Below are 15230 nucleotides of genomic sequence, written 5' to 3' on the forward strand. Positions count from 1 at the left end.
GAAAGCTCACATCGGCTCGCCGGTGTCGGGATCGAACTTCGTCTCGGGCTTCAGGCCGGGCCGCTGCTGCGGCAGGCTGATCTTCCCGTTCTCAAGATAGCCGCCGCGTGCCGCACGGTCGGCAGCCGCCTCCCAGTAGTCATGCCAGGCGCCCAGCGAATACCCGTGCCAAGGCGACTGCGGCATGAGCGGCGGCAGCCCCATCTCCTCCCAGATGGTGCGGGCGCGCTCCATGTAGGGACGCGTTGGCAGGGCCAGCGGCGGCATCGGCGATTTCATCGTCGCATCGATCAGCAGCGTGGAATCTTCCTCGCCGGCGTGCTCGCGCTTTGGGCCGTGGCCTTGCCCGCGATGCGGCAGCAGCTGCATGTCATGCACCGGGTTGGTACGGTAGGACATGGCCCAGAGGATGGAATCCGGGCTGTCGACGTCGATATCCTCGTCCACTGCAATGCAGATCTTGGAACAGTCGCCCTTGAAGAAGGCCGCGCCATAAAGCGCCCGCCAGATTTCGGTGCGTGGGATGCCACGGTCGACGGTGATGACGGTGACGCGCAAGAGCCCGGTCAGCGGCTCGTGCAGCGATACCTTGCGGATGCCCTTGATGCTGAGCGTGTCGCGCAAATGGGACAGGAACAGCGGCTCATAAGCCACCCGCTTGATGACACTGGATTCGCTGGGCGCGACCTGACTGATGTAGGACGGGATCACCGCGTCGCGCCGCCGGGTCACGGCGGTCACGCGCATCGGCATGTTGTATTCTTCCAGCGCGATATGGCCATGGCTTTCGCCGAAGGGGCCTTCGGGTTCCACCCGCGTCACGTCGATATAGCCTTCGATCACCACCTCGGCCTCGGCGGGCACCAGCAGAGGCACGGTGCGGGCACGCACCACGTCGACCGCATGTCCGGCAAGCCCGCCCGCCACGTCGAATTCATCCACCCCGATCGGCAGCTTCTGCGGCCCCATGAAGGCCACGCAGGGCGGGCAGCCCAGCACGATGGCCACCGGCATTTCGGTATCGCCCTGCTGCTGATGCTTGAGGTAATGCTGGTAGCCGCCCGCGCCGCCGACCCGGGTCGCCATGCGCACCACCAGCCGATCCGGCGCCTTGAGCGCGCAGCGATAGGTGCCCATGTTCTGCACCCCGGTTTCGGGATCCACAGTGATGACATTGGTGGCCGACAGGGTCGGCGCGCTGTCAAAACCGGGCGTGGAGACCGGGATGGGCAGAATGTCGATGCCGTGACCTTCCTGCGACAGAACCCCGCCGGTCTCGACGATGTCATGGCAGGGCGCGGCTTCCACCTCGCGCGGGGGAATGGGATGGGCCAGCGCGTCTTTCCACTTTGCGCCGATCTCCTCCACCGGACAGTCCATGCCCACGGCATAGATGGCCGGATTGGCCGCGAGCCCGCCCACGATCACCGGAATCTCGTAAGCGCGGCCTTTGCCATCGCGGATGTTGGTGAACAGAAAGGCCTTGCGATCGGCTTCCTTCATCCCCCCGACGAACTGCCAGCGCACCAGCGGGTGCATTTCAGCATCCTTGTCGATCTCGCGGTCGACGCGGATCAGCAGGCCCTGACGGTCCAGTTCGGCGATATGGTCGTGCAGGTCGTTATAGGCCCGCCGTGTCTGATTGGTCATGGTCGTTTTCCTCCCCGGCGGTGTCTTGCCCGCCCTCATTCCTGTCGCTGGGTTCTGGATCGAGCCGGGCGCCGGTCCAGCGTCGCACGTGCCCCGCCTCGATCCCCAGAAGATCCAGCGCGCGTCCGGCCAGATGGTCGATGACGTCGTCCACGCTTTGCGGCCGGTAATAGAGACCCAGCACGGCGGGCATCACGATGGCGCCGCTGGCCGTGGCCCGCGCCATGATGTCGATATGCCCCGCATGCAGCGGCGTTTCGCGAAACAGCAGCACCAGCCGCCGCCGTTCTTTCAGACAGACATCCGCAGCCCGGGTAATCAGATCGCCCGCCATGCAATGGGCGATGGCACTCAGCGTCTTGACCGAACAGGGCGCGACGATCATGCCATCGTGGCGGAACGATCCGCTGGCGACCGAAGCACCGATGTCGCGGAAGCCATGCACCTCATCGGCAAGCCCCCGCACATCTTCGACCGCCAGATCAGTTTCCAGCGCCATGGTGCGCAGGGCTGCAGGCGACAGGATCAGATGCGTCTCCACATCCGGCAGCGGGCGCAGCAGTTCCAGCAGCCGCACCCCCAGCAGCGTGCCCGAGGCGCCGGTAATGGCGATGATGACGCGCCGACGGTCAGCCACGGCCACGCTCCACCCGCCACAGGAACGCATCCAGATGGCTGGCAAAGGCCTCGCCCGCCTCAACCGAAGACAGATGCGCGGCATCCAGCGTCACAAGCTCTGCTGCCTGTGCCAGATCCGCGATCTCCTGCGCACGGGCCACCGGAGTAGACACATCATGCGCGCCCGCCACCACCAGCACCGGTCCGACGAAGTCGCGCAGCGCCGCCTTGCCATCTCCCCCGGCCAGCGCCGCACAGCAGGCGGCATACCCCTCCGGAGAGGTGGCGGCGATCATCCGCAGGATCTGTGCGCTGCGCTCCGGATGGCTGGCGCGGAACCGCTCGGTCAGCCAGCGCGTCAGCGTCGCCTCGGCCAGTCCCGCCATGCCCTCGTCGAGCGCGGTGTGGCGGCGGTCCTGCCACATCGACGCAGGCGGAAAATCCACTGCCGTGTTGGCAAGCACCAGCCCCGCGACCCGGTCGGGCGCGATCTCCGCCGCCGCCATGGCAACCAGCCCGCCGAGCGACAGGCCACACAGCACGGCGCGGTCGATGCCTTCGGCCTGCATCAGGTCCAGCACGTCATTGGCCAGATCCTGGGCCGACACCTCCGGCGCGCCGCTTTCACGCGTCATCGGCGACCGGCCATGGCCGCGCATGTCCCATGTCAGGGCCGCGCGACCCGGCAGTCCCGCCAGTACCTCGTCCCACATGCCCAGATCGGCGGCGAGAGAGTTCAGGAACACCACCGGCAGCCCGTCACCCTCACGCCGCTGGCGGTGAAGCTTTGCGCTTTGCGTCATGTCACGCATTGCCAGGCTCCTTATCGTGCTGCAGCGGGCGCGGGGGCCAGCTGCTTCTTCAGAGCGCCGAAAAACTGCTTCACCAGATGTTTGGCGACACTTTTCAGGATGCGCTGGCCGACCCCCGCGACCAACCCGCCGATTTCGCCCCGGCCATCATAATGCAGCACCGTGCCGCCCTGCCCGTCGGGTTCTAGCGTGAACGTGGCGGCCCCGGTGCCGGTGCCGATGGAGCCTTCACCGCTGACGCGGATGTTGCCGCTTACCGGCTCCTTCTTGTCCTCCAGCGCCACGGCACCTTCGAAACTGCCACCCACGGCGGCGACCTTCAGATGAACCTCCATCACATAGCTGTCGGGTGCAGTTTCCGTCATGCGGCGGCAGCCGGGAATGCAGGCCTGTAATACCTTCGGGTCGTTGAGCGCGTCCCAGACCTGCTGCGGCGGGGCGCCAACGGTTTCACTGCCGGTGAGTTCAAGTTGCATCTGCCTGTCCCTCCTCCGAGTTCACAGATTCAGCAGCGACGTCACGGTGCCGGATTCGATCCGGTCCCGCGCATCGCCCTCGATCCCGGCGGCAGCCAGAATTTCCCGCGGAGCGGGATCGCCGATCGGGAAGGGCATGTCGGATCCCAGCATGATCCGGTCAGGGCCAACCGTGTCGACCAGGAGACGCAGCGCCTCGGGTTCATGCACCAGCGTGTCGTAATACATCATCGACAGCGCCTTGTCGGGATCGGCCAGCTTGTCCTTGGCCAGCGCATAGTTGCGCCGCAGCCGTCCGATGACGAAGGGCAGCGCGGCACCGCCGATGCCGATAACGAACTTTGCGCCCGGATAACGTTCGACCTTTCCGGAGTAGATCAGCCGCGATACGGCGATCAGGGTGTCAGTGATCCGACCCACGGCGTTTTCCATGCCATAGGCTTTGACCCGGTCATCACCGGCATCGAACACAGGGTGGATGAACAGGGCCGAGCCCAGCTCATGCGCCGCCTGCCAGAACGGGTCCAGATCGGGATCGTCAAGCACACCGCCGCGACCTTTGGGCTGGGTGCCGATCATGGCGCCACGGAACCCATGCGCATGTGCCTCGCGCAGCACCTCTGCCGCCAGCGCGCCATCCTGCAGCGGCACCGTCGCCAGCGGGATGAAGCGCCCCTCATGCGCCTGACCCGCTGCATGCAGGTGGCTGTTGATCAGCCGCGACCATGCAGCCCCTTCCTCGGCAGGCAGGTCATTGCCGAACATGTCGAGCCAGCCGCCCACCACCTGCCGGTCGATGCCGTTCTCGTCCATCCAGGCGAGACGCTTTTCGACATTGCTCAGAAAGCCTGCCACAGGCCGGGTGCGGGTGTTGCCGCTGAAGGAAAAGGCAAGGCTGTCGCCGTCCTCTGTCACCTCAAGCGAGGGAAAGTCGTGTTTGCGGGAGCGGATCTCCTCCAGCAGGGAGGGGGGAACCAGATGTGCGTGACTGTCGATGATCATTCTGTCTTGCCTTGCTGTCGGGTTTCTTCTGCTGCAGCCAGCGCGTCGCTGATGGCACTGGCGCGGATCGGAAGCTTGGAAAGGGTGATGCCCCAGGGGGCCACCGCGTCGTTGATCGCCCCGGAGACGGCAGCGGGCGCCCCCAGATAACCGCTTTCGCCAGAGCCTTTCTGACCGAAGACGGTGTGGGGCGAGGGCGTGCAGTGATGCACGATCTCAACCGTCGGCATCTCGTGCGAAGATGGCATGAGATAGTCGAGAAAGCTCTGCGTCATCAGCTGGCCATCCGCATCATAGGCGAATTCCTCCAGCAGGGCGGCGCCGATGCCGTGAGCGATCCCACCCAGCGTCATGCCCCGGACGATATGAGGGTTGATGACGGTGCCGCAGTCGTGACCGATGACGTATCGCCGGATCTCGGGCTTGGCGAGCACCGGGTCAAAGACCACCAGGACAAGGTGGAATTCGAAGGAAAAGCAAGGATACATCTGCACCCGCCCGTCTTTTGGCAGCTCTGTCCCGGTCGGCACCTGCAGGATGTGCTGCGCCGCAAAACCCGGCGACATGCCCTCGGGCAGGTCGTGAAAGCGGCGATGGGTGATGTCGACCAGTTCGGCCCAGCTCAGCACCACACCCTCAGGCCCGTGTACCGCCGCATCGGACCAGCGCAGATCTGCTGCGGCAAGACCGCTGCGATGCGCGGCGATGGCAATGGCCTGCGCCTTCAGCGTTTCTGCCGCCTTGACCGCAGCGCCGCCCATCATGATCGCCATACGGCTGCCAACTGGCGAATTGCCCGGCAGGCTTTCCAGCGAGCCCGGACGCACCACGCGGATCAGATCCGGGTCGACCTCCAGCGCCTCGCCCACCACGGTGGAGACCAGCGTTTCATGCCCCTGCCCCGCAGAGGTGGTGTGGATGGCCACCGTGATCGCCCCGGTGGCATCCACGTTGATCCGCACCGCCTCCATCCATGTGGAGGTGCGGTTCTTTTCGTTCAGCAGCGGCTCGAACGAGGAATTGCCACCCGAAGGTTCCAAACAGGCGGCGATGCCGATGCCCGCGCAAAGCCCTGTCGCGCGCAGCCGGTCGCGCTCGGCGACCAAGGCCTCATAATCGGCATGGGCCAGCACCTTGTCGATGACGGTGTGATAGTCGCCGCTGTCATATTTGGTGCCGGAGGGAATTTCGTAGGGAAATTCATGAGCTTCGATCAGGTTGCGGCGGCGCAGCTCGAGCCTGTCCATCCCAAGGTGTTCCGCAACGCGGTCCATCATCGTTTCGATGGCATAGTTCGTCGGCGACTGCCCAAAGCCGCGGACGGCCTCCTGCACTGTCTTGTTGGTGGTGACCGACATGGCGCGGTAGCGGACACTGCCGATCCGGTAAGGACCAACGATGGCGCCAATGGGCTTGCCCAGCTGGAACGGCGCGCGGCCCGCATACGCCCCGGCATTATCCAGCGCCCGCATCTGCATGGATTTAATGATGCCGTCGCGGTTGAAGGCCACGTCGATGTCGAAGATGCGCTCGGGGCCGTGGGCATCGCCAGCGCGCATGTTTTCGAGCCGGTCCTCGATCAGCCGCACTGGGCGGCCCAGCTTGCGGGCGATATGCGCCGCCAGCACGGTATGCTTGATGCCCCGTTTCACCCCGTAGCTGCCACCCACATCCACATCGTAATGCACCCGGACCGCATTGCCGGTCAGGCCAAGCGCCCGGGCGATCTGATCGGCGTATTTCGGCATCTGGATCGACGCCCAGATGTCCATCACGCCGCCCCAGGGATCCCACTCCGCGACTACCCCGAAGGTTTCGATCGGCACGGTTGAATTGCGACCCCAGATCACACGCAGGCTGATCTGGTCTTCCGCTTCGGCAAAGGCCTCGTCCACGGCGCCCCAGGTGAAGGTCTTGTCCAACAGCAGGTTGGAGCCGTGATCGGGATGCACCGGCGGCGCATCAGGCAGAAGCGCCTTTTCGGCGTCCAGCACGAAGGCCCGGCGGTCATATTGCACGCGCACCCGTTCGGCGGCATCCTCAGCCAGCGCACGGCTTTCGGCCACCACGGCGCAGACCCACTCTCCAGCATAGCGCACCTCGCCCACGGCCAGCGGAAAGCGGCGCACGGCGGGGGTTTCGAGCCCGTTCATCAGGGGCAGTGTGGCGCGGGAAATGTCGTCGCCGGTCACCACATCCCACACACCCGGCAGGGCAAGGGCTGCGTCGCTGTCAATGCCGACGATGCGCGCGGCGGGATGCGGCGAGGCGACGAAGGCCACGTGCAGCATGCCGGGCCGGTCGATATCGGCCACATAATGTCCGCGCCCGGCGACAAACCGACGATCTTCGCGCACGCGGCGGTTGGTGGACACGTAGCGGCGGGGGGGGGTCTGCTCGGTCATTCCGCAGCCTCCGTGACGGGGGTTTCACCGGGCCGCAGGTTGCGGCCGCGCAACCGTTCCGCGGCAAGCAGCACCGCCTCGATGATCTGGCCATAGCCGGTGCAGCGGCAGATATTGCCCGAGATGGCCTCGCGCACATCCTCCTCGGTCGGGTCGATGTTGTGGCGGAGCAGGCCATGCGCGGCGGCGATCATGCCTGCGGTGCAGTAGCCGCATTGCAGGCCATGGGTTTCACAGAACGCATCCTGCACCACGTCCAGTTCGCCCGGCGTCGGGGCAATGCCCTCGATGGTGCGGATGTCGAGCCCATCGGACTGGACTGCCAGCATCAGGCAGGATCGCACCGCAACCCCGTCCACCAGCACCGTGCAGGCGCCACAGACGCCATGTTCACAGCCCGCCCGCGTGCCCTTGAGATCAAGATGGTCGCGCAAGCAGTCCAGCAGCGTCACGCGCGGTTCCAAGTCCGCGACGCGTGGCTGGCCATTGACCGTAAGCTCTACTTTCATGCGATGTCTCCCATGGCGTCGTCGCGTGCCTCGCGCAGGGCGCGGCGGGCCAGTTCGGCGGCGGCCCGGCGGCGATAGGCGGCAGTGGCGTGCAGATCATCGACGGTTTCCAGATCCTCCAGCGCGGCAGTGACAATCTCGGCAATGCGTGCATCGGTGAGGGTCATGCCCTGCCCCTCAGCCTCCAGCCTCTGCGGCACGTCGCCCACCGCGCCGATCCCCAGCCGCAGGTCGATGCAGCGCCCTTCCTCGTCCAGCACCACCTGAGCGGCAGCAGAGGCAAAAGCGTAGTCACTGCGGCGCGAGGCGGTTTCATGGAATCCCGTGCCCACCCGGCCAGCGGGGCACTTCGGAAACAGCAGCTCGGTCAGGCAGCCCGCCGGTGCAGTGGTCAGCATCGGGCCGATGAAGAATTCCTCGGGCGCGAAACGCTCCTCGCCCTCAGCGGTGGCATAGACGATCTCGGCGTCCAGAACCGCAGCGGCAAGACAGATTTCGGCGGAGGGGTCGCCATGCGCCACCGAGCCGCCGACCGTGCCACGCGCCCGGGTGGGCGGGTGGCCCACATGGGCCAGCGCCTTGGCCAGCAGCGGCACCTGCCGCTTCAGAAGATCCGAGTGCAGTGCCTTGGCCTGGATTGTGGCGGCACCGATGCGGATCTGGGAGCCCTGTTCTGTGATCCCGTGCAGCTGCGGCAGGCGGTTCACATCCACCAGCGTGGTCGGGCGCGCCAGCCGCATGGCCAACATCGGGATCAGCGTCTGCCCCCCTGCCAGCACCCGCGCTTCGGGATCGTCGGCCAGAACCTGGCAGACCTCCGGCACATCTTTGGGCCGAAGATAGTCAAAACTGGATGGCTTCACGTCGCGTCTCCTCCTTCGCGCCGTCGGATTGCGGATCAGCCGATGACGAGACCTGACATCACCGGGTTCAGCACCGTCGCGCGCTGTTTCAGCACAAGTGGCCCGTCGGTTTCGCTCGCGGCCTTGGCGGCCAGCCAGCCGGCATCGGTCTTGAAGGACTCCCAGCCCTTCTTGCGCGCTGCTTCGTCGGGGAAGCGGGTGAGATAAGTCAATTCCTGCGTAGCGACGTCGGAAAAGACACCGACCAGTTCAATGCCATGGTCAGCAAAACGCGGCGCGACCTCGCGCCGGAAACGCTCCAGCACAGCGTCGGCCTGACCTTCGGCATGCTCGTAAACGCGGATTTCGTAGATCATGGAGCCCTCTCTCTTCAACTAGTTGGACAATACGGAATCAAAAAGCTCTTTGTCAAAGTATAATTGATACAAGGCCGACGATTTTATGTGTCAATTCCAGAAAAATCAGCTAATTAGCTTAGAATAATAGTGGTTTAATCGCTACATAAGCGTTTTGGAACAGAGAAGTTCGTCGAGCATGTTTAATTGTTTCGCTGCAGCATTCGCGCTCGCCGCCAAGATCGTGATTGTCTCAATCTGACCGCCACGGCCAAAGCAGAAGCCACGCTGCGCCAAGGCCGTGCAGCGGCATTTGATGCGGTCTTGCAGCACGCCGCTTCGGAAAGAGCGGACATTGTTCCCCACATACTTTGCAGTGGAGTGCGCCTTCCGCCGATCTGGGTGGAATGGGCCGCGCCCGGCTTCGGGCGCGACACACACCGTGACTTAGGCGGAAAGAGAGTCGTGGATCGTCCGCCTGATCCGCTCGCGCTCCTCGTCGGGCACCTCTGCAGACATCTGGATGTCATGCGCGATCTCCGCAGGACGTTTCAGCACGAGAATCCGATCGCCGATGTCGAAGGCCTCGTTGATCGAGTGTGTGATGAAGACCGCCGTCTTACCGTTTTCCCGCACGAGCGAGGCAAATTCCGTCCGCAGCCGTTTCGACGTGATCTCGTCCAGCGCCGAGAACGGCTCGTCACAGAGCAGGAGCGGAGCATCCGTCGCGAAGGCCCGAGCAATCGACACCCGCTGCCGCATCCCGCCTGAAAGCGCGTGCGGAAAGTCTTCTTCATGCCCTTTGAGCCCCAGCTTGTGCAGCCAGTAGAGCGCGCGTTCGCGACGCTCTTCCTTCGACAACTCGAGGATCTCAAGCCCGAGCTCCACATTCCTGACCGCACTGCGCCACGGCAACAACCGGTCATTCTGGAACACGATAGCCATCTTGCCGCGGAACCGGTCGAAATGGGTGAAGGGATCATCGCCCATGACGGTGACCCGCCCTTCGGACGGGGCCATCAGCCCGGCAATCATGTTGAACATGGTGGACTTGCCGCAGCCAGTTTTGCCCAGCAGGGCGACAAGCTGCCCCTTGCCAATGTCGAGGCTCAGATGATCGACGGCCACCAGCGCACCAAAGCGCTTGCCGACCCCCTCAAAGGAAATCTCGGGCATGGGTTTGTCTGCCGTTTCAGTGGGAGTTGCGGGGGGAGTGGTCTTGACAGCTGCAGACATCACGAGCGCTCCGATACGGCGCGATAGCGGAAAGCCGCGCGTTCGATCTGTGTCAGAAGCCACTGAAACAGCAGCACGAAAAACACCAGTTGCAGGGTCCATGCCAGCGCGCCTGCCATGTCGAAGACCTGCTGCTGCTGCAACAGCTGATAGCCGACGCCGCCGGACGAGCCGACAAGCTCTGCCACGACGACGACGCGGCTGGCATTGCCAAGGTTGACCTTCCACGCCGTCAGGATTTCGGGCAGGACCGCTGGCAGAACCATGGCGGAGAAATATTTGTGACGCTTGGGCCGAAAGCTCATCACCATTTCCAGCAGATCCTTGTTCATCCCGCGCAGCGCGCCGACGACCTGAAAGGTGAAGGCGGGCAGCGTGGTCATGATCATGATGAACAGGATGCGGAATTCGATGCCGTGGAACCAGATGATCGCGAAGACCACCCAAGACAGCGCCGGAATGCCCTGAAAGAACGTCAGCACCGGCGTCAGCAGCCGGTCTGCTGTCCTGAATGAGGCAATGAGCACGCCGAGACCTGCTCCGATGACAAAGGCGCCTGCAAGGCCTGCGAGGATCCGCAGCGCAGTGGCCAGCACACTGGAAAATTGAGACCATGTCGTCAGGATCTCGACCACCCGCCACGCCACATCGATGAGCGACGGGAACAGAAACGGTGGAAAGAACAGTGCGGCAAACTGCCATGCAGCGGCAATCAGCACGAAGGGTGCCGCTGTCCAAAAGAGCCCCCGTGCCGCGCCAAAAGCCGACGCTGCATAAGGGCTGGTGGTGGGGGTGATGTCGGTCATTTGTCGCCGCCCGCCCCGTAGATGGTGGCCTCGCTCGGCGTCTGCGGCAGATAGCCGATGCCAGTGCCGACCTCGTAGACCTTGCGGATCTCCGTACCCATGTCGCTGGCCCATTGCACGTTAAGGCCAAGGCGGTCGTTGTTGCGGATAAGCTCGGCGTAATTTGCAATGACAGAGTCGCTGCCATCCCTACCCGCGATGATCGCCGCAGCCTCGTCCGGATTGGCAGAGGTCCATTCTGCGGCCTCCTTATAGGCGGCATACAGCGCCTCCACTGCCTCGGGGTTCGCCTCGACCCAGTCGGAATGGGCGGCCACCCCAAGATAAGGGATGCTGGGCGATCCGGCGAAACTTTCCCAAGTTTCCACGATATCGAGGTCGATCGAACGCACATCAGGGTTCTGGGCTGTCAGCGAGGTGAAAGCTGGCTCCCAAAGCTGCACCGCCGCAGCACGGTCCGCCATCACGTAGCCGACAAGGCCGGGAGTTGCCGTATTGATCGCGGTCACCTCCCCAAGATCCAGCCCCTGCTGCTCGGCGAGCCAGCGGAACATCTGATAGTTGGTGGTGCCGGTGGCGGCGGCAAGATCCTTACCAGCAAGGTCGGCAAGGCTCTGCACGTCGTCGCGGGTGGTCACGACCGCACCCCAGAAGTCGAACAGGTTGAACAGATAGGTGGCCTTCACGCCGCGTGCCTCTGCCAGACCGACAGTCAGCAAGGCCGCAGATCCGCCGACCTGAAACTCGCCAGAATTGAACTGCGCGGCATAGGCATCCGGCGTGCGCTCCTCGAAGGTGATGTCCAGCCCGTGTGCCGTATCAAATCCCTGCGCTTCGATGATCGGGGGCAGGAATGCCCCCAGTGACGGCGGACCAAACACCACGATCGAGATTTCCGTCATGTCCTGCGCGGCGGCACCGCCAGTGGCCAAGGCCATGGCGAGCGACAGGGGCGCTATGCTCCGGCTACAAAAAGTCATCGATGTCCTCCCTGACTTGCGGCCCCTAGGCGGGCCGCTCGATTGTTACATATTGCTATCTGTCATTGCTTAAATGTCAACATAATAGTAATGCAAACCATGCAGATGCAGCATACATAGTGAGACAATATGGCAAGCCCGATCGACAGCTGTCCCAAAATTTCAGGAAATTTCTGTATTGTGCCGAGAGTTTGGGCGAGGCGCGTCGTCAAGGCGCGGGTGCTGCGCCTGCACATTGTCTCAGCATTCTCTGGGAGCGAGGAATGATCGCGCTTGCCGCTGTCGCGTTGCTGTTCGCGGGTGCCTTCGTCAAAGGCATCCTCGGCCTTGGTCTCCCGATGATCGCGATTCCCGGACTGACGCTCCTCGTGGGGCTACCGCAGGCACTGGCAATCTGCGTGCTGCCGGTCGCGCTGGCAAATGCGTGGCAGGTCTGGCAGTTCCGGAAGACACGGGTGGATCTGCACATGCTTGCGGGCTTTGTCACAGCCGGTGCAGTCGGGGTCGCCATTGGAAGCTGGCTGCTGGTGAAGGTGCCGCCCGCAGTTCTGGAAATGGCTCTGGCGACGATGCTGATCCTGTATCTTGGGCTGCACCTCCGGCGAAGCCGCCCCCTGCTGCCACCAGCCACGGCGCGGCAGATCGCACCGGGCGTTGGCATCGCGGCAGGGCTTCTGCACGGTGCCACCGGGATTGCCGGCCCCATCGGCATCACCTTCTTCCATTCCATGCGCTTGCCGCGGCCCGAGTTCATCTTTGCCACCGGGGTCATGTTCCTCTGCTTCGCCACCGTGCAGCTGCCGCTGCTGCAGGCCACAGGCATCCTTGGCAGTCCGGCACTGGCTACCGGTCTTCTGGGTTTGCCTGCGGTGGCGGCGGGCTTAACTCTTGGTCATGCCGCGGCACGACGCATTGATGCGCGCATGTTCGACAGGCTGGTGCTGGTGGTTTTGACATGGACTGCCCTGACACTGCTGTGGCGGGCAGCGCGGGAGGTGGGTATGGTTTAGGGCGGCCCCGGCCGCTGCACCATGCCGAAGCAGCTTCCAGTCGGCACGATCCGCAGAAGGCACGGCAGGCACGGCCTCCTCCCGGCAGATCCGTTTGGTCTTCCCACGATCTTGTAAAAAGACAATCGAAGTTTTCGAGATATAAAGCTGCACCAAATAATGTAACAATATTTCCACACGTCACCGGGATTCGATGGAATATTGCTCATACTTTGGCGGAAAGGCATGCAGTTTCCGATATTTCGCCATGCCCACTCAAGCGAACATTTCACCATTGCGACAATCGCGCTATTGTCATAGCTCTACGCCCCAGAAACTGGATAGAGGGACGGCATGAACTGGTATCCTCGGCTGCCCTTCGGTGAGGGGCCCCGCTACCTGCAGATCGTTGCGGCGCTGCAAAACGACATTGCCACGGGGCTGGTCGCGGCCGGGCAGCAGCTGCCGACGCATCGCGAAATGGCGCTGAAACTGGATCTGAGCATCGGCACCGTGTCCAAGGCCTATGCGGCGGCAGAGCGCAGGGGCCTCATTTCGGGGCAGGTCGGCCGCGGCACCTTCGTATTGCCAGCAACCCCCGAGCTCGGGATCGGCGAGCCGGCGGCGGGCGAACCGCGCCGCGTCAATCTGGCGCTGAATGCACCGCCCGCCACCGGCGAGGACCGCGCGCTTGGCAAGGCGCTGGCAGAGATCGCGGGCGAGGACGGGCTGGCGCAGCTGCTTGACTATCTGCCGCATCAGGGCCGCGAGGAACACCGTGTCGCGATGGCGGCGTGGCTGTCGGAGCGTCTGATGCCGGTCACCGCCTCCAGCCTCTACGTCACGCATGGGGCGCAGCACGCCATCTCGATCGCCATGCGGCTGCTGGCGCGGCCCGGCGCCCCGGTGCTGGCGGAGAACCTGACCTATTCGGGAATGATGGCGCTGGCACAGATGGAAAGCTATGCGCTGCGTGGTGTCGCGATGGATGAGCACGGGCTGGTTCCCAAGGCGCTGGACCTCGCCTTTCGCGAAACCGGCTCCAAGGTGCTCTACTGCACGCCAACTCTGCAATGCGCCACTGGTGCCGTCGCACCGGCGGCCCGTCGGCGCGAGATCGCCGAAATCGTGGCACGGCATGATGGCTGGATTGTCGAGGATGACGCTTACGGCTTTCTGCCGCCTGAGCCCGTGCCACCGCTGTCATCCTTCCTGCCGGAGCGCAGTTTCTATGTGGTGAGCTTTGCCAAATGTCTGTCCCCCGGCCTCCGGATCGGTGCGATGGTGGCACCGCCTCAGTTCCATGACCGGGCCGTCAACGCGATCCGCTCCACCGGCTGGATGGCCAGCGCGGTGATGGCCGAAGCGGTGATCCGGATGATGCGCGACGGCACGCTCGACCGCCAGATCGCCTTGAAGCGGGCGGTCGCGGCAGAGCGCACCGCCATGGCGCAGGATATCCTTGGCCCCTTGCTGGCACCAGTGCCGGTGCCCGGCTTTCACGTCTGGCTGCGCACGCCGGCTGGCCGCTCGGCCACCGGGCTCGCGGCACAAGCGGCGCAGGAGGGCATCACGCTGGCAGCCCCTGCCCCACTGCAGCCGCTCGCCTACCATGAAACCGGCGTCAGGGTCTGCCTCGGCGGGACTGCTGCGCTTGACGACCTGCGGCACGCGCTGGAGGTGCTGGCGGATGTCTTGAGTGGAATGGACGAGATGGCGCTGATCTGACAGGAATCATTGATCTCCACACGCGGCGGAATTCATCGCCTCGGAGAAAGGCACGGAGGGCATGAGCGACCTCTTCTGGCTGAACAACGAGCAGATGGCCCAGCCTTCCCCTTTCTTCCTGAAGTTGCACGGCAAGCTTGGAGTCGATGATAGACGTCTGTTGAGTGGGATTGTCTTCATCAATCGCAATGGATTACGCTGATGCGACGCACCGGAAGCATATGGCAGCAACAAGCTGCCCTATCGGCGATGGGAGCGCTGGAGCTAGAAAAGCATCTTCGCGCGGATGACGGTCGGTCTCGCGTCCGAGCGCGTCGAAGAGAAGACCGTCATGATCGACGCGACCTACCTGAAGGCACAATGAACGGCGACCAGCATGGCCGTCTAAAAGGGGGGCGTGGTTGCCTGGCTGGTCGCACCAAGGGCGGCATGATCACCAAACTGCACGCGATCTGTGAAAGCCTGGAGCAGCCTATCGACCTGCACGTCATCGCCGGACAGATGAGCGACTATACGGGCGCGCGGGCTCTGCTGAGCAGCCCACCCAGTGTCAAAGCTCTGCTCGCGGACCGCAACTCTGACGCCGATTGGGTCAGAACAGCATTGCATAAAAGGGGATGCGCGCCTGTATTCCTGGCCGAAAGCCGCAAGAAACCCCGGCCAAATACGACAAGCGGCACCACAAGCGGAGAAACCGCATCGAGATCATGTTCGGCAGGTTCAGTGGCTGGAGGCGCCGCCATGACCGATGCTCCCAGGTATTCCTTTTGGCCCTCGCTCTCGCGGCCGTTGTCATCTACTGATTATGAAGCCTAGCCGCT

The 15230-nt window shown here is 63.8% G+C and carries 14 protein-coding genes and 1 pseudogene; 3 read left to right on the plus strand and 12 right to left on the minus strand.

What is annotated here, in order from left to right; genetic code table 11:
• Positions 1-6: 6 nt before the first annotated feature.
• The 12 genes from VK682_RS11285 to VK682_RS11340 all read right to left on the minus strand — a co-directional run bounded on the left by VK682_RS11285 (position 7) and on the right by VK682_RS11340 (position 11692).
• Positions 7-1650, minus strand: a complete 1644-nt coding sequence (locus VK682_RS11285) for a UbiD family decarboxylase (protein WP_324781860.1) — start codon at positions 1648-1650, stop codon at positions 7-9.
• Positions 1622-2287, minus strand: a complete 666-nt coding sequence (locus VK682_RS11290; RefSeq protein WP_324781861.1) for a UbiX family flavin prenyltransferase — start codon at positions 2285-2287, stop codon at positions 1622-1624. Before VK682_RS11290 ends, VK682_RS11285 begins: the two co-directional genes overlap by 29 nt.
• On the minus strand, positions 2280-3080 hold the full coding sequence (locus VK682_RS11295) for an alpha/beta fold hydrolase (RefSeq protein ID WP_324781862.1): 801 nt from the start codon (positions 3078-3080) through the stop codon (positions 2280-2282). Before VK682_RS11295 ends, VK682_RS11290 begins: the two co-directional genes overlap by 8 nt.
• 11 nt (positions 3081-3091) lie before the next feature.
• On the minus strand, positions 3092-3556 hold the full coding sequence (locus tag VK682_RS11300; protein WP_324781863.1) for an SRPBCC family protein: 465 nt from the start codon (positions 3554-3556) through the stop codon (positions 3092-3094).
• 21 nt (positions 3557-3577) lie between these two features.
• The gene (locus tag VK682_RS11305) at positions 3578-4558 is read right to left on the minus strand and encodes an amidohydrolase family protein (RefSeq protein ID WP_324781864.1); all 981 of its coding nucleotides are present in this window, start codon (positions 4556-4558) and stop codon (positions 3578-3580) included.
• Positions 4555-6963 (minus strand): xanthine dehydrogenase family protein molybdopterin-binding subunit, encoded by a 2409-nt coding sequence (locus VK682_RS11310; RefSeq protein WP_324781865.1) that lies wholly within the window; start codon positions 6961-6963, stop codon positions 4555-4557. The genes VK682_RS11305 and VK682_RS11310 overlap by 4 nt, the downstream gene beginning before the upstream one ends.
• Positions 6960-7472: a (2Fe-2S)-binding protein gene (locus VK682_RS11315; RefSeq protein ID WP_324781866.1), complete on the minus strand. Its 513-nt coding sequence runs from the start codon at positions 7470-7472 to the stop codon at positions 6960-6962. The genes VK682_RS11310 and VK682_RS11315 overlap by 4 nt, the downstream gene beginning before the upstream one ends.
• The gene (locus VK682_RS11320) at positions 7469-8335 is read right to left on the minus strand and encodes an FAD binding domain-containing protein (RefSeq protein WP_324781867.1); all 867 of its coding nucleotides are present in this window, start codon (positions 8333-8335) and stop codon (positions 7469-7471) included. The genes VK682_RS11315 and VK682_RS11320 overlap by 4 nt, the downstream gene beginning before the upstream one ends.
• A 35-nt stretch (positions 8336-8370) precedes the next feature.
• A complete protein-coding gene (locus VK682_RS11325) occupies positions 8371-8691 on the minus strand; it encodes an NIPSNAP family protein (RefSeq protein WP_324781869.1) in 321 nt (106 codons plus the stop codon).
• A 426-nt stretch (positions 8692-9117) separates the two neighbouring features.
• Entirely contained in the window at positions 9118-9846 is a 729-nt protein-coding gene (locus VK682_RS11330; RefSeq protein WP_324781870.1) for an ABC transporter ATP-binding protein, read from the minus strand.
• Between the two features lie 59 nt (positions 9847-9905).
• Positions 9906-10712 carry an ABC transporter permease gene (locus VK682_RS11335; RefSeq protein WP_324781871.1) on the minus strand — a complete coding sequence of 269 codons (807 nt, stop codon included), beginning with the start codon at positions 10710-10712 and terminating at the stop codon, positions 9906-9908.
• On the minus strand, positions 10709-11692 hold the full coding sequence (locus VK682_RS11340) for an ABC transporter substrate-binding protein (protein ID WP_324781872.1): 984 nt from the start codon (positions 11690-11692) through the stop codon (positions 10709-10711). Before VK682_RS11340 ends, VK682_RS11335 begins: the two co-directional genes overlap by 4 nt.
• Positions 11693-11955: 263 nt before the next feature.
• Between VK682_RS11340 and VK682_RS11345 the strand changes: the two genes are divergently transcribed.
• From VK682_RS11345 to VK682_RS11355, 3 genes and pseudogenes are all read left to right on the plus strand, one after another.
• Positions 11956-12702, plus strand: a complete 747-nt coding sequence (locus VK682_RS11345; protein ID WP_324781873.1) for a sulfite exporter TauE/SafE family protein — start codon at positions 11956-11958, stop codon at positions 12700-12702.
• Between the two features lie 333 nt (positions 12703-13035).
• Positions 13036-14409, plus strand: a complete 1374-nt coding sequence (locus tag VK682_RS11350) for an aminotransferase-like domain-containing protein (RefSeq protein ID WP_324781874.1) — start codon at positions 13036-13038, stop codon at positions 14407-14409.
• 61 nt (positions 14410-14470) lie between these two features.
• Positions 14471-15212, plus strand: a pseudogene (locus VK682_RS11355) (IS5 family transposase).
• Positions 15213-15230: the final 18 nt, after the last annotated feature.

It is taken from the genome of Salipiger marinus (assembly GCF_035481585.1).
GTDB classification, from domain to species: domain Bacteria; phylum Pseudomonadota; class Alphaproteobacteria; order Rhodobacterales; family Rhodobacteraceae; genus Salipiger; species Salipiger marinus.